This window comes from Methylobacterium brachythecii, from assembly GCF_014196345.1.
GTDB classification, from domain to species: Bacteria; Pseudomonadota; Alphaproteobacteria; order Rhizobiales; family Beijerinckiaceae; genus Methylobacterium; species Methylobacterium brachythecii.
Genome location: NZ_JACIDN010000006.1, coordinates 159813 through 186810, shown reverse-complemented (window position 1 = coordinate 186810; position 26998 = coordinate 159813). Strand labels below are relative to the sequence as shown.

The following is a 26998-nucleotide window of genomic DNA, read 5'->3' as shown; positions in this document are numbered from 1 at the left end:
CGCTTTTCCTTAACCGAGGGCGGCGAGCGCCTCCACAGTTGGAGGGGGCCGGAGTTCAACGGATGCGGAAGAGAGTTTCGCGCGGTAGAGCGCGATCAGGCCGTCGCACCAGGCTTCCGGCGTCGGTGCGAGGCTTCGCCCGTGGTGGAAGCCGGCCTCGCTCATGCGGCGCACGTGGAGGTCGTCCGTGGCGAGACGTGCGAGCTGTGCCGCCAGTCCCACTCGGTCGTCGGGATCGCAGGCCTCGGCACAACCGGTATCGACGACTTCCGGCGCGATCAGGGCGTGGCGAGAGACCACTACCGGCAAGCCGCTCATAGCGGCCTCGAGCGTGACCAGCCCGAAGGTTTCCCGCCAGCGCGTCGGGACGACGATCAGCCGGGCGGTCTCGACGAGGGCCGAGATCTCGGAGGGCGAACGCCACCCCAGGAGCCGGGCCTCCGGATAGGCTGCCTTCAATTCGTCCTTGAGCGGCCCGTCACCGACGACACAGAGTGGAACTTTCGCTTCACGCGCGGCCGCGGCGACCACGTCGACGCCTTTGTCGCGTTCGAGGCGCCCCACGAAGACGACCTCGCGGTTCTGCTCGGCTCTGATGCGCTCGGTTCGCCAGGGCAGCACGGGATTGCGCAGAACGGCGATCGCATCCGGCGCGACGCCCCCGCGGATCAGGTAGGGGCGCATACCCTCATGCACCGCCACGATGCTGGCAGGGCTGTGCGCCAGGTCGAACGTCGCTTCGCGAACGACATGGCGGCCGACCCGCCAGAGCTTGTGAGCATAGTGGCGACGATCGCAGTTCGTGGCCACGCATCCGAGGGAGAGCGGGACCCGCTCGCAGGCCTCTCCACGCGGGAACTCGAATTGCCCCCCGTTCGGACAGACGAGAAAGTAGTCGTGGGCCGTCATCAGCAGGCGGTCGGCGACGCGTCTCAGCGGTACGAATGCGGACGGTGACAGCACCTTGTGCCAGTTGTGGAGGTGATAGACCGTGCCTGGCGTATCGTTCTCGCGTATCCAGCGGTCGACGAACCCCATGGCGGCCCGGCTGAACAGGCCCCGCGCGGCGGCCGTGCCGCGGCTTCCTTGAAGCAGGCTTTGCGACCCGAGCGAGTGCACCTCGATCCCCGCCCCCAGGGCCGCCGACCCCTCGCCGCCGCTGCCGTTGAGGATCGTCACCGGAATGCCCCGGCCGCTCAGCAACCGCGCGGAACTGAGGGCGATCCCGGCCGCTCCGCCGCTCTCGACGGCGTCGTCGCTGACGATGACCACGCGCTCGATCATGGAAGCCTCGCTTCTCTCACGGTTTCGCTCAAGGGTTAGGACAAGCTGTCGATCCGCTCCGGATCCAGGCGACGACGCAGCAGGTCGGCGAAAGCCGCCGCGTTGCCCGCCAGGCGTCCGCGGCGGTCCACATGCGGTTCGGGTCTCGCGGAACGCAGCAGGTTCATCGCGACGTTGCGGCTCATCAGCCACGCAGCCCGATGCCAGACGTAGCTGCCCTTGCGCACGAGGTAGATCGGGTTGGCGATCTGCGAGTAGCCGAAGCATAGACCCGACTGGCGGCCGCCCTTGACTCCGAGATGGACGCCGAGGGCATCCGCGACGCGCCCCAACGACCCGAACCGGGCGATGCGTCGGCTGAAATCGACGTCCTCGAGCCAGCCGTAGCGTGGAAGACTTTCGTCGAAGCGCAGGCCTTCCTGCCGGACAGCGCTGACGCTGAAGACCATGTTGCAGCCGTAGGCACTATAGACTTCCGAGGTGGAGACCTCCGGGCTGCGCGCCGCAGCGAGCACGCGCTCTGCATCGGCGAAGCTGTAGCCGGCACCGGTGATCCCGTCCGCGAGGACGACACCGGTCGCTCCAGCGAGGCCAGCATCTCGCAGGAAGGCCTGCTCCATCGCAGCGAGGTAGCCGTCGCCAACGACGAAATCGTCGTCCAGGAAGCAAACGAGGTCGAAGCCGTCCAGCCGTTCGAGGATGGCGTTACGCTGGCGGGTCAGACCGCGTGCGCCGACGAGCAGCGTAACGGCCGGCATTCCCGCGGCTTCGAGGCCGATATCGGCCGTCGTCGGCACGGAGACCAAGATTGCGTCCGGCGGCCGCGATTGCCGTCCAAGCCGCACCAGCATCTGGCAGGCGACATCGGGCCGACCCGCCGTCGCCAGCCCGACTGCGATGCGCAGTCTTCGGACTGGCGCGGGCGAGCGAGCATTCCGAGCCCCATCCGAGCCTGATCTCGATCCGTGGGAAGCGGATTCGGGCTCCCACAAGATGTCCAATGGCGCGATGCTGCCGAAGCTATGGCTTGGCAGGCTGGTCGGCCCCGCACCACCGCTGCTCGTCATCATCGACGAGTCCGGATGGTCGGCGAGCGCCGCGGCACCCCGTGCGGCGTCAACCGGCAATGAGTGAGATGACATAATATCCATGCGCGACATTTGAACTATCCTTCAAGTCGACATTTGATAATGGAATTCGATTCCTGTTATTTTACAAGATAAAATCCAACTGACATAAATAGTCGTTGACACGTATTATTGATTTGTTCGATATTTTCTTTCCAGGAGAGATTCTTGGGATTTGCGTAGGAGACCAACACCATGAGGCATGGCGTCATTCGGTCGGTGGTTGCGGGAACTTTGCTGACGACGCTGCTCGGCTCGGCCTGGGCTGCGCCGCAGCGCTACCGGCTGGGAGCGGAGGATCGCGTCCGCCTGCGGGTCAACGAGTGGCGCGCCGCCAAGGGCGAGACCTACGAGTGGACGGCGTTCTCCGGCGAGTTCACCGTCGAAGCCGGCGGCCTGCTGTCCTTGCCGCTCGTCGGCGAGATCGAGGCGGCGGGACGTACGACGGAGGAGATCGCGGCGGTGATCGGCGAGCGGTTGCAGAAGAAGGCGGGCCTGACACAACGGCCGGACGCGTCGGTCGAGGTCTCGCAGTTCCGACCGATCTACGTCGTGGGCCAGGTCGACAAGCCCGGCGCCTATCCCTATCGGCCGCGACTGACCGTTCTCCAGGCCGTGAGCCTGGCGGGCGGCTTCTTCCGCCCGCCGGAGCTGGGTATGCAGCGCCTGTCCCGCGAGGCGATCAGCGCGCGCGGAGAATTGCGCGATGCCGAGATCGAGCAAACCGCGCTGATCGCCCGCCGATCGCGCCTCGAAGTGGAGATGCGGGAGGGCGCCACGCTCACGTTCCCCGACGCCGTGACGGCCCGTAAGAGCAGTCCTGCGGTCGCCGATGCGATGCGTGAGGAGCAGGCCCTGTTCGACGCCCGGCGCAAAGCCCTCTCGTCGCAGCTTGAGGCCCTGGCCCAGGCAAAGGAGCTCATCAAGGCGGAAATCGATACGCTGCAGGCAAAGATCGCCTCGCAGGATCGTCAGGTCACGCTTGCGCGCAAGGAGCTCGACAGCATCGTCGCCCTCGTCCAGCGGGGCTTGTCGATCAGTCCGCGGCAGCTCGCTCTGGAACAGACCGTGGCCCAGATGGAAAGCGCCCGCCTCGACAACGTCCTCGCCATCTCTCGATCGCGTCAGGACATCAGCCGCAACGAGCGCATGGTCCTCGACCTGAAGAACCAGCGCCAGACCGGGGTGCTGGCGGATCTGCGAGAGACTCAGACCAAGCTCGCCAAGATCGGGGAGAAAGCCGAAACGATGCGGAACCTGATCACCGACAGCGAGGTGATTGCGCCGCGCATGCTGGAACAGGCGCAGGCCGATCGGCGCCGAAACCCGGTCTTCGCCCTGGTCCGCCAGGGGCAGGATGGTGGACAAGAGATCACCGCGACGGAAACCGACGTCATCGAGCCGGGCGACGTGCTGAAAGTCGACGGCGAGCGTCTGGATGCCGGTGGCGCTGACCGCCGCTCTGCGATCTCGACTGACGGTCCGGCGCGGCTGGCCGAGGCACGCTGACGACGCCGGAGGAAGCCTGCGAGGCTTCCTCCGGGAACGGGGGTGCGGGGATGGCATCGCCGCGCCTCAGATCGACTGCGAAACGGAAGCGGTGTCGCGGATCTTGTTGAGCACGACTCCGAAGACGTGGGCTCCGCTTGCGTCGAGGGCATGGGTAGCCTCGGACAGGACCGCGGCCTCGGTTTCCCCCCAAGCGGCAACCAGGAGCAATCCGTCCAAGAGCCGACCCACCGCTCTGACGTCGGCGGAATCCTGCATTGCCGCGAGATCGAGAATGACGATGTCGTAGGACGTCGACAGTGCGGCGAGCAGCACGCTTGCCTGTCGCGAGCTGAGGATGTCGCTCGATTGGGCGATCGGCATCGTGAAGACCAACGGCAGCAGGTCCAGGTTCGGCAATCGCGTCGACTGGATCGCGTCCGCGTCGCTCTCGAGCACCTCGACCAATCCCGCCGTGGCCATGGGAGCGTTGGCCCGAGTGAGGTCGGCCTTTCGGAAGTCGGCGTCGACGAGGAGTGTGCGCAGATGGGCCTGGGCGTAGAGGGCACCGAGGTTGAGCGCGATACTGGTTTTGCCTTCTCCCGAAGCCGTCGAGACGATGCCGATCGTCGTCATCGTGCGGCTCTCGCGAGATGCGTCGATGGCGATCTTGGTCCGCCGGAGCGCCCTGCTGAAGGCCGAGAACGGTGCCTCCAGCACCTCGAAGCCGATGGGGCGGGCGACTTTGCCGCCCTTTCCACCGGACCGTTTTCCGGCGATGAACGGCATCAGGCCCAAACAGTCGAGCCGGGTGGCGTGGGAGACGTCCTCGGCGGTCCGCACGGTTCGGTCGAGGCCTACCCGCACCGTTGCGTAAACTGTTCCCCCGAGCAGGCCGAAAGCGGCGCCGAGCGCGAGAATCAACCCGGTTTTCGGGCTGCTCTTTCCGAGTGGAGCGTTGGCTGGCGCGACGATCCGAGCATTCGAGATCGGGAGCGTTTCCTTCTGTGACGTCTCCGTCAGTTTCTCGAGGAGGTTCTGGTACATCTTCCGGTAGCTTTCGGCCTGAGCCTCCATCTCGGACAGAACCACCTTGGACTGACGACGCTTGTCCACGACGGCAACGAGTTTGCCGACCTCGCCCTCGAGGGCGCGCTCACGTTCCACCGCGATCTCGTAATCGCTGAGATAGGTCTGAGCGATCCGCTGCATCTCGGTGGCGATCTCTGTCTCGGCTTGGGCCGCATCTGCCTGCGCCTTGACGACCGATTCATGGGTCGGCCCGTAGCGGTCCCGGAATTCCGCCTCCTTCGCGATGGCGTTCTGCTGCCGCTCGCGGAGATTGGTGATAACCTGATTGTTGAGGGCCTCGCCCACCGACGCGCTGCCAGCGGCCGCACCGCCGACGGCGCGCACGCGGGCGAGCCTCGCTGCCGATTGCGTGGTCTGTGCGCGGGCCGAGACGAGTTCGGTGTTCATCTCGCTGAGCTGCTGCTCGACGAGGAGGTTCGTGCCGGCGGTGACGAGGCCGTTCTTCGACTTGAAGTCTTCGACGGCGCGCGCAGCGTTGTTCAACGTCCCGCGCAGCTCTGTGATGCGCAGCTTCAGCCAATCCACGCCCTGCCGGGCGCCTTGCGACTTCGCGTCGAATTGGTCTCGCAGATAGGCGCTGGCGTAGGCGTTGGCGATCTGTGCGGCGAGATCCGCGCGCGTCGACCAAGCGGAGATCTCGATGACGTAGGACTGGCCGATGCGGCGCACGCCGACATGCTTGGCGAGGTTTGCGACCGTCGTGCGCAGGCGTTGAGCTTCGTCGCGATCCGCATCGCCTGACGATCCAGCTCCGGGATGCGCATTCATGCGGCTTGGATCGGCCTGGAACTCAGGGTCCGTGGCGAGCTTGAGATCCTTGACGACCCAGGCTGCCAATCGCTCCGAGCGCAGGACCTCGACCTGACTCTCGACCTGGGCATTGTCGAGGGTGAGATCCAGCATGCCTGGCTCGAACAAGAGGAGCTGCTGCTGTTTTTGCGGCTCGATCAGAAGCTGAACGTTGGCAACGTAAGTGGGCGTGCTGAAAACACAGAAGACCGCCGCGGCCGCGACGCACAGAACCATGGCTCCGACAACCGTCCAGAGCGAACGACGTAATGCAGTACCGATCGCCCCTAGCGAGAAGACCGCTCGGCGAGTTGGGGCATCGTTCTGCGCATCCGGCGACCAGGCCGGGTTCAATCGAAGCATGGTTCGACGGCCTCCCGGCAGGTCGGCAGAGGGCCGACGCCCCCGCGCTGCCGCCGGGGGGCGTCGTGGACATGAGGAGGGTCGTCAGTAGACGCCGCGAGAACTCATCAACGCCGGCACCGTTCTCAAAATGATCGCAAGGTCTCCGGTCATCGACCAGTGCCGCACATATTCTCGGTCAAGCATGACCCGCTCGTCGTAGCTGGTGTCGCTGCGCCCGCTGCACTGCCAAAGACCGGTCAGCCCTGGCCTCACGGATTGGTACTCCGCAATGGCGCTCCCATAGCGGATCAGTTCCTGCGTAACGATCGGCCGTGGGCCAACGACGCTCATCTCGCCTCGAATGATATTGAGCAGTTGTGGAAGTTCATCGAGACTGGTTTCACGCAGGATTTTGCCGAGTGGTGTTACGCGCGGGTCGTTCTTCAGTTTGCGTGTGGCCTGCCATTCCAGCATGGCGCCAGGGTCTTTCGCGAGATGCCGGACTAGAGCCGCATCGGCATCACGAACCATTGTTCTGAACTTGAAGCAGGGGAACATCGCGCCCCCCTTGCCCACACGCGGGTGCCGAATGAGAATCGGGCGGCCTTGCATGATCAGAATTGCCGAAGCAACGATCAGCAGGAGCACGCTCAGTAAGGCCAAGCTCGTCGTAGCGACGAGGATGTCGAAAGCGCGCTTCGCCACCGCTGCCTGGCTAATTCCCATCCTCCGGACGGATCGAACTTCAAGAGCACCGGAATCGCCTTGAGGAAGTTGTAGAGAGAGTTTGGACAACTGACTTCTCCTCCGACGGGATGTTCTCCGGACATATTTGGTACCGCGTTCGGTTGGATCTTCGGCGATCCACTCCTTCGTAGTCAGTCGTTAAGAGGAAGGAGGTAGTACGAACGCCGGAATTACAAATACATAAAAGTGTAGAGCCGACTGATCACAGTAGCTGCATGAGGCTCGTCAGTTGCCTCAAGCACTCAACGATTTATTAACTATTCCCAGGTTGGTGCGCTGCGGCAATGGCTCAGCCTGTCGGAAAATTGGCAGCTTCGTCAGGTTTTCCCCTAAGCCATGTGCTTAACGCCTAGCTTTCAGGCGGGACCGACGGCGAGCCGTGACAGATGCGATTTGCATTCCTGGGGTTGTAAAGCGCCTCGTGCAGATCATCGCACTCGCAAACGTGCGGTTGTCGTCGTGATTTCACTGATCAGAAAATATACCTGCCCAAAAGGAAATATCCGCTGGGCGCAATCGCGTGGCGATTGAGGCGGCAAATTTTGCGAAGGCTTAGTTCGGCGGGGCTTGCCGGAAAAATAGGCGGAAAAGAGCTGACTTTTTGACCATAAATGTAATATCCATGCTTGACGGCTGGTTTGCGCCCTAGCAAGTTTGCACCGCAACATTGATCATGGTGGGAGCCATGGAGCAGGGAAAACGGCGCACCTAACGTTCGGCGGCGAAATTTTGGAGATTTAGTAGGGGTTAAATTGTCCTAGGTCTCGACTTGAGGAACAGTGCCTCACGAGATTCGGAGGCCCGCGAATATTTGTGGACACAATGTTTCTGAGGGGTCCGGCCATGCGCAACGTAACCGACGAGTGCCTTCAGATCGTGATCGGCGACGGACATCCGATGTTTATCGACGGTATCCGAGCCTTGTTACACACCATCGATACGCTGAGCATCGTGGCGGAGGTCGCCACAGGATCGGCGGCTTATCGGAGTATTCTGGATTATAGCCCTCATATTGCGATCCTCGACAGCGCAATGCCGGGCATGCGCGGACTTGCGATCCTCGAGCAACTCCGAACGGATGCCGAAGGAACGGCCGTCATCATCCTCAGCGATTGCGAGGAGACCACGTACGTTCATCGCGTTCTAGCGACGGGTGTGCGCGGCTACGTGTTGAAACGATCGACGGGCTCGAGCATCATCGAGGCCGTTCATGCCGTGAGCCGCGGAGGACTTTATCTGGATCCGGCCGTGGCCGCCCAGATCATTCCCACGGGAGTCTTCGGCGTATCGGGTACGATGGGGCGTAAACCGGCAGGACGCACACTGACGGACCGCGAACGCGAGGTCCTACGGTTGATCGCCCTTGGGTTCACGAACAAGGAAGTGGCCGGCCGACTCGGCATTACGACCAAGTCCATCGAGACTTATAAGACGCGCGCCACAGATAAGCTCGACATCCATAGCCGGGCCAAAATCGTACAATATGCAATGATCCAGGGGTGGCTCGAGAGTCCTCTCCCGTGAGCGGGCTCGCTGCCTGACGTCCGTTCGAATGCAAGCCCTGGCGTTTCGAACATGGGCGGAGATGACGCGACCGACGCGGCGCGCATGAGCCGGTCCGGGCTTACGACTCGCGGCCCAACTGCTGCTTCGCCGGCCGGATTTCCTTGCGAGCGGTAGAGCTTGTGGCGCGATCCAGGCGGCCATCGAGAGCAGCTCGCGAAACCACACCAAGACCATATCCGACTTGCAGCGCGACGATGGCGACGATGAAGGTCACGCCGAGCGGATAGGTTGGGGCGGCTTCGAACGACAGGAAAAACGCGCCGAGAACCAGCGAGATCACGACACCTAGGGCAACCGCCACGAGGCCGTGGACACGGGTAATCAAACTGAGAATCGCACCTGCACACAGAAGGCAAAACGCAAAAATCACCATCGGCAGTTTGCCCTCTGAAAGACCATGCTGACCCCGTCCTATACGAAGAAATTCTTAAGTATTAGCTCCGGTTCCAACGCTGCAGACGATCGGAGTAATCCGCAAATAGGGCGTATGTTTGCGAGCCAGCACGCCGGTCGCCGCATTGATTGCAGACGCGGTCAAGCGCCCAGAGCGCGCAGCACCGCGGCGCTGTCGACCATGAAATCCTGCCGCTCGTTCTCCGACCCGCCCGAGACATGGGCATAGGCAAGGTCGTGCAGCGAGGCCATGTGCAGGTAGGTGGTCTTGCGCGCGTTGGACGGAAAGATCTCGACGACCCGCGCACCGGGCGCCGACCAGACGATGTTCGTCAGCGCCGCCCCATGGACAGACACGATCTCGCGCGCGGCCATGAAGCGGGCGATCTGCTCCTCCGGGTTGCCCCTGTGCGCCGTAAAGGACGCGAAGTCGCGCTCGGTCAGCTGCGCGATCAACTCGGGCTCGCCGATCAGCCGGCGGATGCGGGTGCCGGTGCGCGGCACGTAGACCCGGGCCGGCAGTGACGATGATGCTTGGCCGGCGAAGGCCTCCCGCAGAACTCCGACAGCGTCCGGGTAGGTGTAGAAGTGCTCCACCGAGGCGGCGACCGGCTTGCAGAACAGGTACTGCTCCGGTGCGTAGGTCACGAAGGGCCGCGCCTCCTCGAAGGCGATGGCGATGCCGAGCCGCTTTAGGATCTTCGCGATCGCGTCGAGCAGCGGCAGGTCGCGCTGGGCGATCACGGTGATCGCAGTTCCAGCCAGGCGCTCGCGCTCGGTGAGCAGCATGTCGACGACGGGCAGGATGTGCTCGACGAGAAGGTGGAAGTAGTTCTTCACCGGCGGGATCGCCCAGGCGGCTCCCTTCAGCCGCACGCGCTTCAGCCGCGAGAGCCCGGGATAGGCAATGCCCCAATTGACCTCGGTGCTGCCGTAGAAGGCGAGGAGCCGCCCGGTCGCCGCGTCCACCGGCAGTAGGTTGTGGCCCGGCACGATAACGTCCGGCACCAGCGAGGCGAGGCGGCGGACCTCCAGCGGCTCCAGCGGGCCGAAGCGCGACACGCCGCCCTCGGCGGAATGACCCGGATGGCCGAGATGCCAGGTCGGCGCGTCGACATTGGCGATGCTGAGCGCGCGGAATTCTTCGGCGTAGGGCGCCTGCGTCATCCGCGTCGGGATGCGGCTCTCGCTCAGCCAGTCGAAGCGCGAGGGAGGGCCGAGGATCGCGTGGTAGCCGATCGCCGAGGTCAGCGCGGGCGCGGATCGTTCGAGTCGCAGCATGGCGCGCGTCAGGTAGAGTTTGGGATCGAGCGCCCTTTTCCACGCTGCCCGGCCACGTGCCACCCGATGCAGGCTCCCCGATCACTCGACTTGGCCGTATCCGGGCGGTTTATGGCATGGCGTGGGAGACCGGTCGATGCACATTCTCTTCATCTGCCCGACGCGGGCGCGCTTCGATCTCGCGACGCCGGCGAGCGAGGGCCTGGGCGGCATCGAGAGCACGAACCTCGAACTTTGCCGGGCGCTTGCGCGGCGCGGCCACGCGGTCACGCTGCTCACCCGCACCGAGCGCGTCGTCGAGGCGGACGGTGTCGTCAACCGGCCGTTGGAGGAGTTGCGCGGCATCCGCGCGGACGTCGCCGTATCGAGCAACGACCCGCGGCTTCTGGAAGGGTTGGCCGGCGGCCCGCGGACGGTGCTCTGGATGCACAATCCGCTTCCCGTCGAGAAGGCGCTGCGCCGAGGCTACCTGCTTCCGATCCTGCGGCTTCGCCCCGACGCGGTTTTCGTCGGGGAGGTTGCCGAGCGCGCCGCGAGCCGGCTCTACCGATTCCGCAGCCGCGAGGTGATCCCGCACGGCCTCGGCGAGACCTTTCGGCGCGCGCCTGTCTCGGACGGGACATCGCGGGACTTCGTCTTCGCCTCGCAGCAGCAGCGCGGGCTCGAGCGGACTTTGCGCGCCTGGCAGGCCTCGGGGGTTCATGGGGCGCTCGGCGGCACGCTTCGCGTGTTCGGGACGGCCCAGGACAGCCTGCGGCCGGCAGCGGCCAGGGCGCTCGGGCCTGGCGTGACGTTCCACCCGCGCCAGACCGCCGAGGCGCTGGCGCAAGCCTATCGGGGCTTTCGCGCCATGCTGTATCCGGGTGCGATCGACGAGACCTTCTGCCTCGCGGCCGCCGAGGCGCAGGCCATGGGCCTGCCCGTCGTCACCCTAGGAATCGGGGCGCTGGCCGAGCGGGTCCGGCATGGCATCGACGGGCTCGTCGCGCGGGACGACCGGGAGTTCGCCCGTTTCGCCGCCCTTCTCGCCCGCGACGACGACCTGTGGCGCCACCTCCACGCGGGCGCCCTCCTCCAGCGATCGGCCCTGGCCTGGCACCGCGCCGCGCTGCTGTGGGACAGCCTGCTCCTCAGTCGTCGCGACGCGCCGGCCGCGCCGTGAGGGCGTCTCGCGCCAGGCGACGGATGCCGTAGACTGCGCTATGGGCTGAGCACGCGCAGGCGGTGCCCGTCACGGTCGATCCGCTGCGTCCCCGATTTTCCCGGCCGCAGCGCCGAGGCGAGGTCCCCGAGATCGTTTGGCGATCATGAGCCGCAAACTGTCGTGTACCGTCATTACGATGAACGAGGAGGACAGGATCGAGCGATGCCTGGCGAGCGTTCGCGGCATCGCCGACGAGATCGTCGTCGTCGATTCGGGAAGTACCGACGGGACGCTCGAGATCGCGCGGGCTTGCGGGGCGGTCTGTCACGTCAATGCGTGGCGGGGATACGGGCAGCAGAAGCGCTTCGCGGAAGACGTGGCGACGAACGACTGGATCCTGAACCTCGACGCCGACGAGTGGCTGACCGATGGGGCGCGCCGGGAGATCGCGGCGATCATGGGCACGCCACAGCCCGATCCCCAGATCCACGGCTACCGGTTCGATATCCGGCACGTCTATCCGGGCCGGTCCAAGCCGCGCCTGCTGGCCGACAGCCATAAATACATCAGGCTCTACGACAGGACGCGCTGTCGTTTCCCCGACAGCGCCGTGTTCGACGAGATCAAGCTCGAGCCTAAGAATATGGGCCGCATCCGCGGCCCCGTCCTGCATCAGTCGCTGCGATCGCTCTCGCACCTGATGAAGAAGAACGTCGCGTATTATCGGCTGCAGACGACTGAGATCGACAAGGTTCCCAGCCTGCTGCTGCTCAGGATGGCCACGGAGCCCTTCACGGTCTTCTTCAAATACTACGTCCTGAAGAGGCACTTCACGGGCGGAGCCTATGGCTTCGCCGTCGCCTCGACGATCGCCGGGTTGCGGACGTATCGGTTGGCCTTGCTTCGCCGAAGTGGGAAAAGCCGTGGCTCCGGCTGACGCGGGACGTCTGACGGCGATGACGGGCAAGGTTCAGCCGCCCATGGGCTCCTGATGGACGAAGCCGCATACCAGAAACTTCTACGTCGGAACCTGAAGAGGCATGCCCGCGTCGCCCGCTGGGACAGGCCGCTGCAGGGTCGCGTCGAGCGCGCCAAGGCATGGCTGAACATGCTGTTCGCCGATCATGGCCTGTTCCGGCTGGCCTACCTGAACGCGCATCGGGTCGGGACCGGTCGGCTGTGGCGCTCGGCGCAGCCGACGCCGCGCCAACTCGCGCGCTTCCATCGCACCGGCATCCGCAGCGTGATCTGCCTGCGAGGACAGCGGGAATACGGTTCCTGGCCGCTGGAGCGGGACGCCTGCCGCGACCTCGGCATCGACCTGCACGACGTCACCGTGCGCTCGCGAGAGGCGCCGCAGGCAGAGACCGTGCTGGAGCTCAAGCGGCTCTTCGAGACGATCCGCTATCCGGCCCTGATCCACTGCAAGTCCGGCGCCGACCGTGCCGGACTGGCCGCGGCCCTGTACCTGATCTTCCAGGAGAAGCGCGCCGTGCCCGAGGCCGCACGGCAGCTGTCGCTGCGCTACGGCCATATGCGGAGCGCGAAGACCGGTATCCTGTACCGCTTCCTCTGCGCATACGCGGACTACGACGCCCACACCCCGATCGCCTTCGAGGACTGGGTCGCCGAGGTCTACGATCCGCAGGCCTTGGTCGGCACGCAGAAGCCGCGCCGGCTGCAGGATTTCGTCGCCGACCACGTGCTGCACCGCGAGTGACCGCCCCGCGTCCGGCCCCCGGAGTGAAGCCCAGAGGACCCATCGTGGTGCGGTGACCCCTTACCGCGTGCTCGGCAGCAGCACGTCGGGGAGCCAGAGGGCGATGCCTGGGACGAAACACAGCAGCGCGATCGCCACCGCCATCAGGATCACGAAGGGCAGCGTGCCCCAGATGATGTCCGAGAGCGGGATGTCGGGGGCGATGTTCTTGATGACGAAGATGTTGAGTCCCACCGGCGGGTGGATCAGGCCCATCTCCATGGTGATGGTCATCACCACGCCGAACCAGACCAGATCGAACCCGGCGGCCTTGAGCGGCGGCAGGATGATCGGCGCGGTCATCAGGATGATCGAGACCGGCGGCAGGAAGAAGCCGAGAACGATCACGAGCAGCAGGATCGTCACCAGCAGCAGCCAGGGCGAGAGCTGCATCGCCACGATCGCGGCGGCCGCCGATTGCGAGATGTGCAGGTAGCTCATCACGTAGGCGTAGAGCAGCGACATGCCGATGATCAGCATCAGCATGGTCGACTCGCGGAGCGTCGCCGTGAGGATCGGGCTCACATCCTTGATCCGCCAGACGCCGTAGATCACCGCGATCAGTGCAAGAGCCAGGAGACCGCCGAGGCCGGCCGTCTCCGAGGGCGTGGCATAGCCGCCGTAGAGCGCGACCATCACGCCGGTGAGCAGCACCACGAAGGGCAGCACCCGCGGCAGCGTCGAGAAGCGCTGGCTCATCGAGTAGCGGTCCTCGGTGAGGATCGGCGAGCGCGGGCCGCCTCCCTCGAAGACCAGCTTCGCCGCCGCGTATTCCGAGCGGAAGCGGTAGACCGCCCAACTCGAGAACAGCCCGACGAGCAGCAGGCCCGGTCCGATGCCGGCAAGGAACAACCGTCCGAGGGACTGCTCGGCCGCCACCGCGTAGAGGATCATGGTGATGGAGGGCGGCAGCAGGATGCCCAGCGTGCCGCCTGCGGCGATGATCCCGGCGGCGAAGCCCGGCGAGTAGCCGCGCTTTCTCATCTCCGGGATGCCGGCCGAGCCGATCGCCGAGCAGGTGGCCGGGCTCGACCCGGCCATGGCGGCAAACAGCGCGCAGGCGAAGACGTTGGCGATGCCGAGGCCGCCCGGGATGCGCTGCATCCAGGCATGCATCGCCGAGTATAGGTCCTGCCCCGCCTTCGAACGCCCGATCGCCGCGCCCTTCAGGATGAAGAGCGGGATCGAGAGCAGCGTGATTGAGGCCATTTCCTCGTAGACGTTCTGCGTCACCGTATCGAGCGAGGCGCCCGGCATGAACGCGAACATGAAGGCGAGCGCGACGAAGCCGAGAGCGAAGGCAATGGGGATGCCCGACAGCATCGCCCCGAGCGTCGCTCCGGCATAGAGGAAGCCGATCGCGGCGGTGCTCATTGCTTGTCTCCCGAGACGGTACCCACCGTCTTGCCCATTAGATCGGGACCCTCGGGGGTCGCGCCGGGCCGGTTATGCATGTCCTTGTTGACGTCGGCGCCGAGCCCGATCTTGGGCTGCGCCCAGCCGGCGCTCTTCGGGCCGTAGAACACAGCCTCGGCGATCTGCAGCAGGAACTGGACGGTGAGCAGCGTCATCCCCGCGGCCATCAGGCCGTAAGGGATCGAGAGCGGCGGTCCCCAGGTGGATTGCGAGGTCTGACCGTCGACATAGGCCTCATGGAACAGCGACCAGCTCTTCCAGGTGAAGAAGGCGACGAAGGCGAGGCTGATGATGTCCGCCAGGATCAGGCGGATGCGGTTCACCTTCGGCGAGAGCAGGCCGGTCAGCGCCTCGATGGCGACATGGCCGCGCTTGGCCTGCACGGCGGCGGCCGAGAAGAAGGTGGCGCCGACGATGAGGAACACCGCCATCTCGTCCTGCCATTCCGTCGCCTCGTTGAAGAGGTGACGGACGAGGACGCTGTAGCTGAGCACGAGGCAGGCCGTGACGAGCGCGGCGCCACCGAGCAGCAGGATCACCTGGTTCACGAACCGCATGGCGCGGTCGAGGACACCGAGAAGGCCGGGAACCCGCGGCTCCGTGGCGGCATGCGCCTCCGGAGCCGCGGTGGCGGCGTCGAAAGCGTGGCTCACGACACCTGCTCGGCCAGCTTGAGCAGCTCGGCGCAGGACGCGCTCTTGGCGGCGAAATCCTTCCAGGCGGTGTCGCGGGCAATGTCACGCCACTTGCCCATGGTCTGCTCGTCGATGGCCTGCACCTTGGCGCCGGCCTTGGAGAAGACTTGCTCGACCTTGGTGTCGTCGGCCTTGGCGCCCTCCTGTCCGAAGGCTTCCATCTCGGCGCCGACGGTCATGATGAGATCCTGCTGGTCCTTGGGCAGGCCGGCAAAAATCGTCTTCGACATCATGATCGGCTCGAGCATGAACCAGTAGGAACGCTCGCGGCCGGAGGTGAGGTGCTTCGACAGCTCTTCCAATCGGAACGAGATCAGGCTGGTGGAGGAGGTCAGCAGCGCGTCGCAGGCGCCGGTCTGCATGGCGGCGTAGGATTCGTTCGAGGGGATGGATAGCGTGGCGGCACCCGCCTGCTTCATCACCATGTCCATCTCGCGCGAACCGCCGCGCACCTTGAGGCCCTTCGCATCCTCGGGCGCGACGAGCTGGCGCTCGCGGCTGGCGACGCCGCCGGCCTGCCAGACCCAGGAGACCAGGATGATGCCCTTGGAATCGAGCACCTCGGCGAGCTTCTTGCCGACGGGCGCATTCTTCCAGGCGATGCCCTGTGCGTAGGATGTCACCAGCGCCGGCATCAGGCCGATATTCAGCTCTGCCACCTCACCGCCGGCGTAAGGGCTCGGATAGAGCGACATGTCGAGGGCGCCCTTGCGCATCGCGCCGAACTGGGCGTTCGTCTTCATCAAAGAGGAGCCGGGATAGACCTGAATCTCCAGCGCGCCCTTCGAGCGCTCGGCGATCGCCGCCGCGAACTTCCGGCACATGCGATCACGGAAATCGCCCTCGTCGACCGTGCCGCCGGGAAACTGGTGGGAGAGCTTCAGCGTGGTCGCCGCCTGAGCGGCGCCTGTGCCGAGCTTGAGGAAGGCCGGCGCAGCGAGGCCGGCCGCGACGAGATGGCGGCGAGTCAGGGTCATGGCGTTTCGCTCCCGAGCGAGTTTTGGTTTTGCGTGCATCTCTTGCGGATGCGAATTTGCGCAATCTTGCACAGTTTCGTATATTTTCAAGCGATCTCGTGGCGTTATGAATACGGAAACGTGCAGAACATTTCCTCGCGTATTCATGGATGAAGACCGCCGCCGGCTCGTGCCGGTCGTGCGAGGGATATGTCTCGAGACCCTCTCACAGCGACGGCCGGGCTTCACCAAAAATCGCAAGGACGGGGGATGGCGGCTCGCCGCATGGCTTGACGCTTAGGTTGCGCGTCGGCTCAGGTCGGTGCAGGGCGAAGCGAGGGCGCGGGCGATGGAAGGTGAAGTGATCGAGGAGCGCGAGCTGCTCTCGGACCGCATCCACAATGCGCTGACCGATGCGATCACCTCGGGTAGCCTCGCTGCCGGCACTGCGCTGGACGAGCAGGAGCTCGCATCGCGCTTCGGTGCCTCGCGCACCCCCGTCCGCGAGGCCCTGCGTCAGCTCGCCTTCAACGGCCTCGTCGAGCTACGGCCGCGCCGCGGTGCCGTCGTCACGCGGATGACGCCCGAGCGGATCGCCGACATGTTCGAGACCACCGCCGAGATCGAGGCGATGTGCACGCGCTTGGCGACCTACCGCATGACGCTTCTCGAACGGAGCCGCTTGATTGATCTGCACGAATCCTCGGCCGCGATCGTCGCCGCCGGCGACGTCGACGCCTACGACGCCTTCAACCGAGCCTTCCACGAGACGCTGTATCAGGCGACCCACAACGCCTTCATGGCCGAACAGGCCCTCGGTATCCGCTGGCGGCTCTCGGCTTTTCGCCGGACACAACTGCGCCACGGCGAGCGCATCCGTTTCTCCCGCGACGAGCACGGCGCAATCCTCGCCGCCATGGCCCAAGGTGACGGCGAATCCGCAGCCCGGCACATGCGGGCTCACATGCTCAATGCCGCGAGCGCGCTCGGCCGCTACATCGCCGAGCAGACGGAGGGTTAGCCTCGCGACCCGACGGCGTGAGGTCGATGTCCCGCGAAATTGGACGTCATGACAATTTCCGCGCGCGGTTCTGACCGCCTCAGGCCGTAACCGGCTTGTCCGCCCGAGCCCGGTACGACAGCGCCTCGGCCAGATGGATGCGCCGCACCCTCTCCTCGCCGTCGAGATCGGCCAGGGTCCGCGCCACCCGCAGCGTCCGATGGAAGCCGCGGGCCGACAGGCGCATCGTCTCGGCGGCGTCGCGGATCAGGGCGGTGCCGTCGGCATCCGGCGCGGCCACGGCCTCGATGACCGTTGCAGGACAGGTAGCATTCGTGGTCGCGGGCCCGAGGCCGTGCTCGGCGAAGCGCTCGGTCTGGCGTTCGCGCGCAGCGGCGACGCGGGCGGCCGTTTCCCGCGATCCTTCCGTCGGCGGCGGCAGGATCAGGTCGGCGGCGGTCACAGCGCCGACCTCGATGCGCAGATCGATGCGGTCGAGCAGCGGACCCGAGATGCGCGCGCCGTACTGCGCCATGCAGCGCTCGTTCGGCCCGCGCCGGCAGGCATAGCCCGGCTCCAGCGCCTGCCCGCAGCGGCATGGGTTCATCGCGGCAACAAGCTGGAAGCGGGCCGGATAGGTGACGCGGTGATTGGCGCGCGCGATCATCACCTCGCCGGTCTCCATCGGCTGGCGCAGCGAGTCGAGCACCTGCGGCTGGAACTCCGGCAGCTCGTCGAGAAACAGCACGCCGCCATGGGCGAGCGAGGCCTCGCCCGGCCGCGCGTTGATGCCGCCGCCGACTAGCGCCGCCATCGAGGCCGAGTGGTGCGGTTGCCGGAACGGCCGCCGGTTAGAGAGCGCACCGCCCTTGATCTGCCCGGCCACCGACTGGATCATCGAGACTTCGAGCAATTCTCGCGGCGACAGCGCCGGCAGGATCGAGGGCAACCGGGCGGCCAGCATCGACTTGCCGGCTCCAGGAGGCCCGTTCATCAGGAGATTGTGGCCGCCGGCCGCGGCGATCTCCAAGGCACGCTTGGCACCCTCCTGGCCCTTGATGTCGCGCAGATCCGGCAGCGGCCCGCTCGTTGCGGCGATGGCGGCCACCGGCCGCGCCATCACTTGGCTGCCCTTGAAGTGGTTGGCGAGCTGGATCAGCGAGCGCGGTGCCAGCACGTCCATGTCGCCGGCCGCCCAAGCTGCCTCCGGCCCGCAGGCGGCAGGACAGATCAGGCCGAGGCCGCGCTCGTTCGCCGCCATCGCTGCCGGCAGCACGCCGGAGACGGCGGTGAGCGATCCATCGAGCGCGAGCTCCCCGAGGACGCAATAGCCGGCCAGCGCGTCGCTCGGCAGCGCGCCGATGGCTCCCATCACTCCGAGCGCGATCGGCAGGTCGTAGTGTGAGCCCTCCTTGGGCAGGTCGGCGGGCGCAAGGTTCACAGTGATGCGTTTGGCCGGCAGGGCCAGCCCCGATGCGATCAACGCCGAGCGCACCCGCTCGCGGGATTCGGCAACGGCCTTGTCGGGGAGGCCGACGACGTTGAAGGCGACCATGCCCGGCGCGATCTGCACCTGGACGTCGACGGCACGCGCCTCGATCCCCTCGAACGCCACGGTGGCGACGCGCGTGACCATGGCGAAAAGCGAGCCCCTTGTCCCGCCGGAAGCTTAGGCATGGAGCCAAACGGTGACAACCGCAGGCTGTCGTCGCGCTGGGGACGGTGGCGGAACATGTGTCGGATTTGGACCGTTCGAACGCCGTTCCCTCACATCCGGAGAGCTCACATGTCCGCTCGCGCCCTCGGCCTATCCGTAATCGCCCTGTCGCTCGCCCTCGCGCTGCCCGCTCTCGCCGACCAGAAGCTGCCCGCCGACCAGCAGACAAAGGTCGAAGAAGTCCTCAAGCAGCAGGGCTTCACCAAGTGGAAGGAGATCGAGCTGGACGACGGCGTGATCGAGGTGGACGACGCCATCGACGCGAACGGCAAGAAGTCTGATCTGAAGCTCGATCCCAAGACCTTCGAGATCATCAAGCGCAAGGCGGAGTGACAAGCACCTCAGCGGCGATCAGCGCCTGATCGCCTTGAAGTACTCGCCCGGATTGGCGGCTGCCGCCGGCAGGTCCGGGCGAAATCCGTCCCATTGGGTCAGCATCGTGCCGCCCTGCTCGCGCTCCAGCGTGAAGAGGGTCTGGCCCGGCTTGTAGATGGCGACGCCGTACTTGTTGACGGTCCGGCCGTCCTCGTAACCGTGGAACGTCACGGTTAATGCCTTCGCATCACCGCTTGAGTGGCAGACGATGCGCTCGTCGGCCTGGAAGCCGCTGGCCGAAAGCAGGCATCCGCCGCGCGCGGCGCCCGGCACCACGGCGAGATCGTAGGTGATCAGGATCGGCGACCCGCCGGCCGTTCTGCCACCGTCGAACGCGTACCGATAGGCGCCCTTCCAAGCGGCAGCGTCTCCCGACTGCGCTTGCGGGTGTGCTCCGCCAAGCATGGCGATGGCGAGGATGGCGGTTCCGAGCTGTCTCATGGTGTCCCGACGAGTTCGCAAAGTTCGGGGCGACGATGGTGATCCATGTGGTCAAAATCCGGCATCCGGAATCGCCTGCGGAGATCGAGGCGCCATGGGATGCGATCCGTCGCTGCAGGAATTCGGCCCAGGATTGTGGCTTGTCGACGGCCCAATCGTCACCGCGGCGATCGGATTTCACTATCCGACCCGCATGGCCGTGATCCGGCTGTCGGATGGCGGGCTGCTGGTCTGGTCGCCCATCGCGCTCTCCGCGGAGATCCGCAGCGCGGTGAACGGTTTGAGCGAAGTCCGGCATCTCGTCGCGCCGAATTCGCTCCACCACGTCTTTCTGTCGGAGTGGCGGCTGGCCTATCCGAGCGCCAGGCTGCATGCGCCATTCGGCTTGGCCGAGAAACGTAGGGATCTCGCCTTCGACGGCGAGCTGACGGAGCAGTCGGCAGTGATATGGCGCGACGACCTCGACCTTGTCGTCGTTCGAGGCAGCTGGATCACGACGGAGGTCGTGTTCTTCCATCGTGCGAGCCGCACCGTCCTGTTCGCAGATCTCCTCCAGCAGTTTCCGCCGGGATGGTTCAGGGGCTGGCGTGCCCTGATCGCGCGATGGGATCTGATGACGGCAGACGAACCGTCGGTACCCCGCAAGTTCCGGCTGGCGTTCACCAATCGCGCCAGTGCGCGTGCCGCCATCGAACGCATCCTGGCTTGGCCCGCTGAGAAGGTCGTAATGGCCCACGGCACACCGGTCCTGGAGGACGGTCGCGCCTTCATCCGGCGAGCCTTTGCTTGGCTCATGTGACGAGGCGGCATCGAGGCCCGATCCGGCTTGCATCGCCCGCGCGGCCCGGCCATATACGGCTTCGGGAGGTTGGCGAGGGACGTTTCACTCGCCAACCGGGTCAGGTCCGGAAGGAAGCAGCCCTAACGAGACCGAGCGGGTCTTTGTCCAGCCTCCCACCCTCGCCCCCGGCGAGCGCGCCGCCCCAGGGGGGGCACAACCCGACATTCGAAGCGGCATGGACGACACCCTCGGCACGCTGATCGACGAGCCGGGATTCCCCGGCGTGCCGGCTCCGGCACCCGCCGTCACGCCTTACCGGGTGCTCGCCCGCAAGTACCGTCCCCAGACCTTCGACGACCTGATCGGCCAGGGCGCCATGGTGCGCACGCTGGCCAACGCGTTCGAGGCGAACCGTATTCCGCAGGCCTGGATGCTCACGGGCGTGCGCGGCGTTGGCAAGACGACCACCGCCCGCATCCTCGCCCGTGGCCTGAACTACCTCCGCTCTGGCCATCCCGATACCGGCCCCACCGTGGAGATGCCGGAACTCGGCCTGCACTGCCAGGCGATCATGGAATCGCGCCATCTCGACGTGCTGGAGATGGACGCCGCCTCGCATACCGGCATCGACGACGTTCGCGGCATTATCGACGGCATCCGCTACGGACCGGTCTCGGCGCGCTACAAGGTCTACATCGTCGACGAGGTCCACATGCTCTCGGAGAAGGCGTTTAACGCCTTCCTGAAGACGCTCGAGGAGCCGCCGCCCCACGCGAAATTCGTCTTCGCCACCACCGAGATCCGCAAGGTCCCGGTGACGATTCTCTCGCGCTGCCAGCGTTTCGACCTGCGCCGCGTGGAGGCGGACGTCCTCTCCGAGCACCTCAAGAAGATCTGCGCGGCCGAGAGCGTCGAGGTGGAGCCCGAGGCGATCGCCGCCATCGTGCGCGCGGCCGAAGGCTCGGTGCGCGATGCGCTCTCGCTGCTCGACCAAGCCATCGCCCACGGCGCCGGAGTGGTGAGCGCGGCCTCGGTGCGCGACATGCTCGGCCTCGCCGATCGCGGCCGCGTCGTCGACCTTTTCGAAGCTACCATGCGCGGCGACATTCCCGCCGCCTTCGGCGAGTTGCGCTCGCAATACGATTCCGGCGCCGATCCGGGGGTTGTGCTCTCGGACCTTGCCGGGTTCACCCATCTCGTCACGCGCCTGAAGTTGGTGCCCGAGGCCGCCGCCGCCGATCCCTCGCTCAGCGACGTCGAGCGTACGCGCGGAGCCGAGTTCGCCCAGAAACTCCCGGTGCGGGCACTGTCGCGCGCCTGGCAGATCCTGCTCAAGGCGATCCCCGAGGTGCAGGCCGCGCCGCGCCCTCTCGCGGCCGCCGAGATGGCGCTCGTGCGCCTCGCCTATGCCGCCGACCTGCCGACGCCCGACGAGGCCTTGCGCAGCCTGCGGAGCGACACGGCGTCCGGTGCCGGCCCCGGCGCAGAAGGCGGCGGACGTCCTCTCCCTGCTCCACGTGCCTCGCTGCAGGATACCCCGAGACCTCAGCTCTCCGCCGTGCCGGGCGGTTCGGCGATGCCGCGTCCTGCCCCCGCGCCGGAGGCCGTCGTCGCGGCCTCTCCGCAACCGCAGGGCCCGCGTCTCGGCCGCTTCGAGGACGTGGTGGCGCTCGCCGCCGAGCGCCGCGACATCACCCTGAAAATCGCCCTCGAACGCGACGTGCATCTCGTGCGCTTCGAGGAAGGGCGGATCGAGCTGCGCCTCGGCCAGGGCGCGAAGTCGAGCCTACCGGTCGACCTGTCCAAGGCGCTCCAGCAATGGACAGGTCGCAATTGGCTGGTCAGCGTATCGAGAGAGGCCGGTGCGCCGACGCTCGCCGCCGCCGCTCGCGAACTGGAGGAAAACCGCCATCGCGACGCGGCGAGCCACCCGCTGGTGCGTGAGGTGTTGGCCCGCTTCCCCGGCGCCCAGATCGTCGACGTGCGCGACAAGGCACAGGAAGCGGCCGCCGACGTGACGGAAGTGCCCCCACCGCCTCCCGATGCCACGGGTGACGACGAATCCGACGACGAGATCTGATCCAGGCCGCGGCAGGGACGTCGCGCCGGCTCAGTGTATCGCCGGTGCCGCGGCGCACCGCCGCAATGCCCAAGACCGCCCAGATCTTCATGGCGACGCTTGGACTCGTAACCTCGTCCAAGACATAGAAGGCACCCGCCGACCGAGTCTCACAGACGATGCCGCCGGCAGTGCGAACCGAAGGATTTTCCATCTCATGCGCGACATCATGGGTATCATGAAGCAGGCTCAGGCCATGCAGGAGAAGATGGCTTCCCTGCAGGGCGAGCTCGACACTGTCGAGGTGAGCGGCGCCTCTGGCGGCGGCGCGGTCAGCGTGACCATGACGGCTAAGGGGATGGTCAAGGGCGTAGCCATCGACCCGTCGCTGATGATCCCGGACGAGCGCGAGATCCTCGAGGATCTCATCGTCGCCGCGATCAACGACGCCCGGAGCAAGGCCGAGGCGACCGCCCAGGAGAAGATGGCCGAGCTGACCAAGGGCCTGCCGCTTCCCCCGGGCATGAAGCTGCCGTTCTGATTTCGCGCCGGAGTCGCGAAACGGCGTGAGGACGCTTGTGATGTCGCACGCCCGGCATCCTCGCTCCATCTGAACCTGTGCCTGGTTCGCCATGTCGGTCGCGCTGAGACCCTGCGCCAGGCGATGCTCGGCTACGTGAACGACGGCTCGGCTCCGCAGAGCGCCTACCCCGCCTATTGGGGACCGTTCTCGGTGGTCGGCGAAGGCGCGCGCTGAGCGGCCTTACGCGACCGGTGCGGCAGCCCTTGCGGGAAGCGCCGGTCCCGGCGCCGGCAGCAACCGCTCGAATTCCAGCACGTGATCGGCATGCGCGATGGTCGCCGGGCGGTGGGCGACGATGACGCGGGTCATCTTGAACTCGCGTAGGGCCTGGGCGATCGCCGCCTCTGTGGGCTCGTCCAGCGCGCTGGTCGCCTCGTCGAGGAAGAGGATTTCTGGGCGCTGGTAGAGCGCGCGGGCGAGGATGACGCGCTGCTTCTGACCGCCGGACAGGGTCGAACCCATGTCGCCGACGAGCGTCTCGAAGCCCATCGGCGTCTTGCGGATATCGTTGAGGATCGCCGCGCGGGCGGCGCATTCCTCGATCCAAGCCGGGTCGGGATGCTCGTCGAAACAGGCGATGTTCTCGGCGATGGAGCCGGCGAACAGCCCATCGCTCTGCATCACGCCGGCAATGCGCTTGCGATATGCGGCCGCTCCCACCGCCTTGATGTCGCGCCCGTCGATCAGGACGTTGCCCTCGGTCGCCGAGAGCAGGCCCATCAGGATTTTCATCACCGAGCTCTTGCCGCAGCCCGAGGGGCCGATGATGGCGAAGCAGGTCCCCGGTGCGACCTGGAAGCTGAGATTGCGAAACACCCAGGGCTCGTCGGCGCCATAGCGCAGCGACAGGCCGTTCGCGACGATGGAGCCGCGCGCTGCGCCGGGGATCGCCGGTGCCTCCACGGCCTTCGGGACTGCCTGGGCCGGCTCTTCCGGATCGGTCATGACGATGTCGGAGAGCCGATCGGTCTGCACGTTCAGCATGCGCAGCTGGAAGCCGGAATTGATCAGGTTGCCGACGCGGCTCGAGAACTGGTCGCGGTATGTCAGGAAGGCCACGAGCATGCCGAGCGACATCGACTGGTCGATCACGGCGCGCGCGCCGAGCACGAGCAGGATCAGCCGGTCGGCGCCGGCCAGCAGCTCGCTGGCGCGGCCGAAGACGAGGTCGAGGCGCTGGAGCCGCAGCCGGGCGTTCAGCGCGGTGACAAACTGGTTCATCCAGGTGCCGCGGCGGCGCTCGCGCAGCCCCAGCAGCTTCACGCTCGCCATGCCGCGCACGGTCTCGATGAAATGCGTCTGCTGGCGCGCCTCGGCGACGATCGCCTCCTCGGTGCCCTCCTTGTAGGCGTTGTAGGCGGCCACCCGCAGGCCGGCTGCAACCGCGGTGGAGAGCAGGGCCACCAGGGCCAACCAGCCGCCGTAGAGAAACAGCATGATCAGCATGCCGATCGACATCACGCCGTCGAGCACGGCCTGGACGAGGTCGGTGGTCAGACCCTTCTGGATCGTGGCGAGCGAGCCGAAGCGCGAGATTACGTCGCCGACATGCCGTTTTTCGAAGTAGTCGAGGGGCAGCCGCGAAAGATGGTCGAACAAGCTGCCGGACCATTGATAGTTCAGCTTGGTGCCCGTCAGCATGATCGCCCAGGTCCGGGCGACGCCGAGCGCGAGCTGTATCAGCAGCAGCAGCGCGAGCCCGAGCGCGACGACGAGGAGCAGGTCGAGATCCGCGTTGACGATGACCTCGTCGATGACGATCTGCGAGGCGATCGGCATCAGGATGTTGACGAGTTCGATGCCGATCGAGAGCGCCAGGATCGACATCATCGCCGGGCGGATACCGCGCAGGTTTCGGAAGAGATCCCCCAGCGCGAGGCCCTTGACCGTCTTCTCGCGCACGAAACTCTGGTTCGGCGTCACCTCCAGCGCGACGCCGGTGAAATCGCGCGAGGCCTCGTCCAGGGTCAGCCTGCGCCGGCCGCGGGCGGGATCGTGGATGACGATGCCGCCGCGATTGATCGAGGCCAGCACCACGAAATGGTTGAGGCCCCAGTGCAGGATGCACGGCGTCTTGAGGCGAGCGAGATCCTTCAGCTCGATCCGCAGAGCGCGCGTCGCCAGGCCCATCGTGCCGGACAGGTCGATCAGGTTCCTCAGCGTCATGCCCTTGAGCGATAGGGCGTGACGCCTCCTCAGGGCTCCGAGATCGGTCTCGCGGCCGTGGAAGCCGAGCAACATGGCGAGGCAGGCCATGCCGCATTCGGCCGCCTCCGCCTGCAGGATCACGGGCAGGCGCCGGCCGAATCCGAATTGCAGGCCGGCCTGGGAGATGCCGTCGAGGAGCTTCACTTGGCGAGCCCCTGACTGCCGCCATCCGTTACGAGGTCGACGCTGCGCTTCACGCGGTAGAGCGGGTCGAGCAGCCAGCGGTAGAGGGCGCGCTGCTCCAGCGCGATATCGGCCTCGACGCGCATCCCGGCCTCCAGCCGGCGCCGCTCGCCATAGGCCATGACGCCGTCCTCGTCGGGCTTGACCACGATGCGGTAGACGCCGCCGTTGCTCTTCCGCTTCATTTCCTCGGGGGCGTCCTCGCCTTCGAGCGGAGCGCGGGTCACCTCGGTGACGACGCCCCGATAGAGGCCGAAGCGCTGGAACGGGAAGGCGGCGTAACGCAGCATCACACTGGCGCCGGTCTCGATGAAGCCGATGGCCGAGGAATCCACGAACAGGTTCGCCTGGAGCCGGCCCTCGCTCGGCAACAGGGTCAGCAGGGTGGCGCCGGCCGCGACGCTCTGGCCGGGCTGGGCGCGGATCGAGGTGAGGATGCCCTTTTCCGGGGCGCGGATCTCGATGGCCCGTTTGGCCTCGCTCTCCGCCTTCTGCTGTTCGAGCTGCGCGGCGGCACGATCCATCTCGGCGAGATCCTTGGCGAGCTTCTCGTCGAAGGAGGCGAACTGCGCCTTCAGGTCACCGAGCTTGCCCTCGATCTGAAGGGCGCCCTGACGGAACTGCGCGAGCTGCGAGCTCGATTGCATGAAGAGATAGTTCTGGTTCTGGAAATCCGCCGCGCGGGCGAAGCCCCGCGAGACGGCGGAGGCCAGCTCATCGGCGCGGGCCTTGAGCGGCGGCACCAGCTTCTCCTGAAGCTCGACCTGCTGCTTGATCTGGTCGGATTGGGCTTCGAGATTGGCGATCTGCTCCTGTAGCGAGCGCTTCTCGGTGCCCGCCATGGAGGCGCGCAGGCGGCGCTGCTCCTCCATGCTCTCCTTCTGCCGGCCGAGCTGCGCGATGACGCGCTCCTGTGTCGGCCCGCTGGCCGAAACCGCATCGACGTCCACGGTATAGAGAAGCCGACCCTGCTCGACCCGATCGCCTTCCTTGACGCCCGAGGCGCTGACGCGCCCCGCGACGGGGCTGGCCACGGTGATCAGTCCGACATCCGGAGCCAGCAGCCCCTGGGCATGGACGCGGCGGGTGTAGCTGCCAAGCACGGCATACAGGAGCGTCGCGACGACGAGACCGATGCAGACATAGGCCACGATGCGGATCGGAAGGGGTTGGACGATCTGTGCCTCGCCGAGCCACGCATTGCGGCGCGCCTCGGAAACCTCTTTGCGGAACAGCGGCGTGGACATGAACACCTGTGACGACGCGCAGGGACTGCGCGGGGCGTTTCCCGGCGCCCGCTTCTCACAAGAGGCACCGCCACGCAATCCGAGCGCATGTCCTGCAGTCATGTGCAGGTCCCGGCGGCCGGCTCGGTTGAATTTCCGAGGAGAAAACCGCCCACGGTCTCAATGTAAACGAGGATGTTTCTGCCGAGAACTATAGGGTCGGCAGGAAGATCGATCTGCGGGGGTTCTGAAACTGAATTATCTGCAAATTTCTTCTCTCGATGATCGCGAACTTGAGACTTCGACGCAATGGACGGCTGCGGCACCCCGCCGCACTCCTTTC

Annotated in this window: 23 protein-coding genes and 1 other RNA gene; 11 read left to right on the top strand and 13 right to left on the bottom strand. The window is 66.1% G+C overall.

Features of this window, described 5'->3' with window-relative positions; all coding sequences use genetic code 11:
- Positions 1-9: 9 nt before the first annotated feature.
- The gene (locus tag GGR33_RS16900; protein WP_183507318.1) at positions 10-1284 is read right to left on the bottom strand and encodes a glycosyltransferase family 4 protein; all 1275 of its coding nucleotides are present in this window, start codon (positions 1282-1284) and stop codon (positions 10-12) included.
- Between the two features lie 35 nt (positions 1285-1319).
- On the bottom strand, positions 1320-2081 hold the full coding sequence (locus tag GGR33_RS16895; RefSeq protein WP_284210953.1) for a glycosyltransferase family 2 protein: 762 nt from the start codon (positions 2079-2081) through the stop codon (positions 1320-1322).
- 525 nt (positions 2082-2606) lie between these two features.
- Between GGR33_RS16895 and GGR33_RS16890 the strand changes: the two genes are divergently transcribed.
- On the top strand, positions 2607-3920 hold the full coding sequence (locus GGR33_RS16890) for a polysaccharide biosynthesis/export family protein (RefSeq protein WP_183507316.1): 1314 nt from the start codon (positions 2607-2609) through the stop codon (positions 3918-3920).
- 66 nt (positions 3921-3986) lie between these two features.
- On the opposite strand, the gene GGR33_RS16885 is transcribed toward GGR33_RS16890, so the two are convergent.
- Positions 3987-6143, bottom strand: coding sequence for a GumC family protein (locus GGR33_RS16885; protein ID WP_183507314.1), 2157 nt, complete (start codon positions 6141-6143; stop codon positions 3987-3989).
- An 84-nt stretch (positions 6144-6227) separates the two neighbouring features.
- Positions 6228-6920: a sugar transferase gene (locus GGR33_RS16880; RefSeq protein ID WP_246413199.1), complete on the bottom strand. Its 693-nt coding sequence runs from the start codon at positions 6918-6920 to the stop codon at positions 6228-6230.
- Positions 6921-7715: 795 nt separating this feature from the next.
- Here GGR33_RS16880 and GGR33_RS16875 point away from each other — a divergent pair.
- Positions 7716-8396 (top strand): response regulator, encoded by a 681-nt coding sequence (locus tag GGR33_RS16875; RefSeq protein ID WP_183507312.1) that lies wholly within the window; start codon positions 7716-7718, stop codon positions 8394-8396.
- Positions 8397-8496: 100 nt separating this feature from the next.
- Here GGR33_RS16875 and GGR33_RS16870 read toward each other — a convergent pair whose 3' ends face one another.
- Both GGR33_RS16870 and GGR33_RS16865 read right to left on the bottom strand, forming a co-directional pair.
- Entirely contained in the window at positions 8497-8811 is a 315-nt protein-coding gene (locus GGR33_RS16870; protein ID WP_183507310.1) for a hypothetical protein, read from the bottom strand.
- A gap of 161 nt (positions 8812-8972) precedes the next feature.
- On the bottom strand, positions 8973-10112 hold the full coding sequence (locus GGR33_RS16865) for a glycosyltransferase family 61 protein (protein WP_183507308.1): 1140 nt from the start codon (positions 10110-10112) through the stop codon (positions 8973-8975).
- A 136-nt stretch (positions 10113-10248) separates the two neighbouring features.
- Between GGR33_RS16865 and GGR33_RS16860 the strand changes: the two genes are divergently transcribed.
- The 3 genes from GGR33_RS16860 (at position 10249) to GGR33_RS16850 (ending at position 12976) form a co-directional block, all read left to right on the top strand.
- Positions 10249-11274, top strand: coding sequence for a glycosyltransferase family 4 protein (locus GGR33_RS16860; RefSeq protein ID WP_183507306.1), 1026 nt, complete (start codon positions 10249-10251; stop codon positions 11272-11274).
- Positions 11275-11419: 145 nt separating this feature from the next.
- Positions 11420-12193 (top strand): glycosyltransferase family 2 protein, encoded by a 774-nt coding sequence (locus GGR33_RS16855; protein ID WP_183507304.1) that lies wholly within the window; start codon positions 11420-11422, stop codon positions 12191-12193.
- Positions 12194-12247: 54 nt separating this feature from the next.
- On the top strand, positions 12248-12976 hold the full coding sequence (locus GGR33_RS16850; RefSeq protein ID WP_183507302.1) for a fused DSP-PTPase phosphatase/NAD kinase-like protein: 729 nt from the start codon (positions 12248-12250) through the stop codon (positions 12974-12976).
- A gap of 60 nt (positions 12977-13036) precedes the next feature.
- On the opposite strand, the gene GGR33_RS16845 is transcribed toward GGR33_RS16850, so the two are convergent.
- The 3 genes from GGR33_RS16845 to dctP are packed head-to-tail and all read right to left on the bottom strand — an operon-like array spanning position 13037 to position 16103.
- A complete protein-coding gene (locus tag GGR33_RS16845) occupies positions 13037-14389 on the bottom strand; it encodes a TRAP transporter large permease (RefSeq protein ID WP_183507300.1) in 1353 nt (450 codons plus the stop codon).
- Entirely contained in the window at positions 14386-15084 is a 699-nt protein-coding gene (locus GGR33_RS16840; protein WP_183507298.1) for a TRAP transporter small permease, read from the bottom strand. The genes GGR33_RS16845 and GGR33_RS16840 overlap by 4 nt, the downstream gene beginning before the upstream one ends.
- Positions 15081-16103, bottom strand: coding sequence for a TRAP transporter substrate-binding protein DctP (dctP, locus tag GGR33_RS16835; protein ID WP_183507296.1), 1023 nt, complete (start codon positions 16101-16103; stop codon positions 15081-15083). The genes GGR33_RS16840 and dctP overlap by 4 nt, the downstream gene beginning before the upstream one ends.
- 328 nt (positions 16104-16431) lie before the next feature.
- Here dctP and GGR33_RS16830 point away from each other — a divergent pair, with 328 nt between their 5' ends.
- Positions 16432-17103, top strand: coding sequence for a GntR family transcriptional regulator (locus tag GGR33_RS16830; RefSeq protein WP_183507294.1), 672 nt, complete (start codon positions 16432-16434; stop codon positions 17101-17103).
- A gap of 79 nt (positions 17104-17182) precedes the next feature.
- On the opposite strand, the gene GGR33_RS16825 is transcribed toward GGR33_RS16830, so the two are convergent.
- Positions 17183-18718, bottom strand: a complete 1536-nt coding sequence (locus tag GGR33_RS16825) for a YifB family Mg chelatase-like AAA ATPase (RefSeq protein WP_183507292.1) — start codon at positions 18716-18718, stop codon at positions 17183-17185.
- A gap of 150 nt (positions 18719-18868) precedes the next feature.
- Here GGR33_RS16825 and GGR33_RS16820 point away from each other — a divergent pair, with 150 nt between their 5' ends.
- On the top strand, positions 18869-19132 hold the full coding sequence (locus GGR33_RS16820) for a PepSY domain-containing protein (RefSeq protein ID WP_183507290.1): 264 nt from the start codon (positions 18869-18871) through the stop codon (positions 19130-19132).
- 18 nt (positions 19133-19150) lie between these two features.
- Here the strand turns inward: GGR33_RS16820 and GGR33_RS16815 are convergent, their stop codons facing one another.
- Positions 19151-19615: a DUF5991 domain-containing protein gene (locus tag GGR33_RS16815; protein WP_183507288.1), complete on the bottom strand. Its 465-nt coding sequence runs from the start codon at positions 19613-19615 to the stop codon at positions 19151-19153.
- Between the two features lie 94 nt (positions 19616-19709).
- Here GGR33_RS16815 and GGR33_RS16810 point away from each other — a divergent pair, with 94 nt between their 5' ends.
- From GGR33_RS16810 to GGR33_RS16795, 4 genes are all read left to right on the top strand, one after another.
- Positions 19710-20414 carry a DUF4336 domain-containing protein gene (locus GGR33_RS16810; protein ID WP_183507286.1) on the top strand — a complete coding sequence of 235 codons (705 nt, stop codon included), beginning with the start codon at positions 19710-19712 and terminating at the stop codon, positions 20412-20414.
- 63 nt (positions 20415-20477) lie between these two features.
- Positions 20478-20574, top strand: an RNA gene (gene ffs / locus GGR33_RS16805) — signal recognition particle sRNA small type.
- 57 nt (positions 20575-20631) lie between these two features.
- Positions 20632-22476: a DNA polymerase III subunit gamma/tau gene (locus tag GGR33_RS16800; protein ID WP_183507284.1), complete on the top strand. Its 1845-nt coding sequence runs from the start codon at positions 20632-20634 to the stop codon at positions 22474-22476.
- A gap of 196 nt (positions 22477-22672) precedes the next feature.
- On the top strand, positions 22673-22996 hold the full coding sequence (locus tag GGR33_RS16795) for a YbaB/EbfC family nucleoid-associated protein (protein WP_183507282.1): 324 nt from the start codon (positions 22673-22675) through the stop codon (positions 22994-22996).
- Positions 22997-23218: 222 nt separating this feature from the next.
- Here GGR33_RS16795 and GGR33_RS16790 read toward each other — a convergent pair whose 3' ends face one another.
- On the bottom strand, positions 23219-25390 hold the full coding sequence (locus GGR33_RS16790) for a peptidase domain-containing ABC transporter (protein ID WP_284210878.1): 2172 nt from the start codon (positions 25388-25390) through the stop codon (positions 23219-23221).
- Positions 25387-26676, bottom strand: a complete 1290-nt coding sequence (locus GGR33_RS16785) for a beta-barrel domain-containing protein (protein WP_183507280.1) — start codon at positions 26674-26676, stop codon at positions 25387-25389. The genes GGR33_RS16790 and GGR33_RS16785 overlap by 4 nt, the downstream gene beginning before the upstream one ends.
- Positions 26677-26998 lie beyond the last annotated feature (322 nt).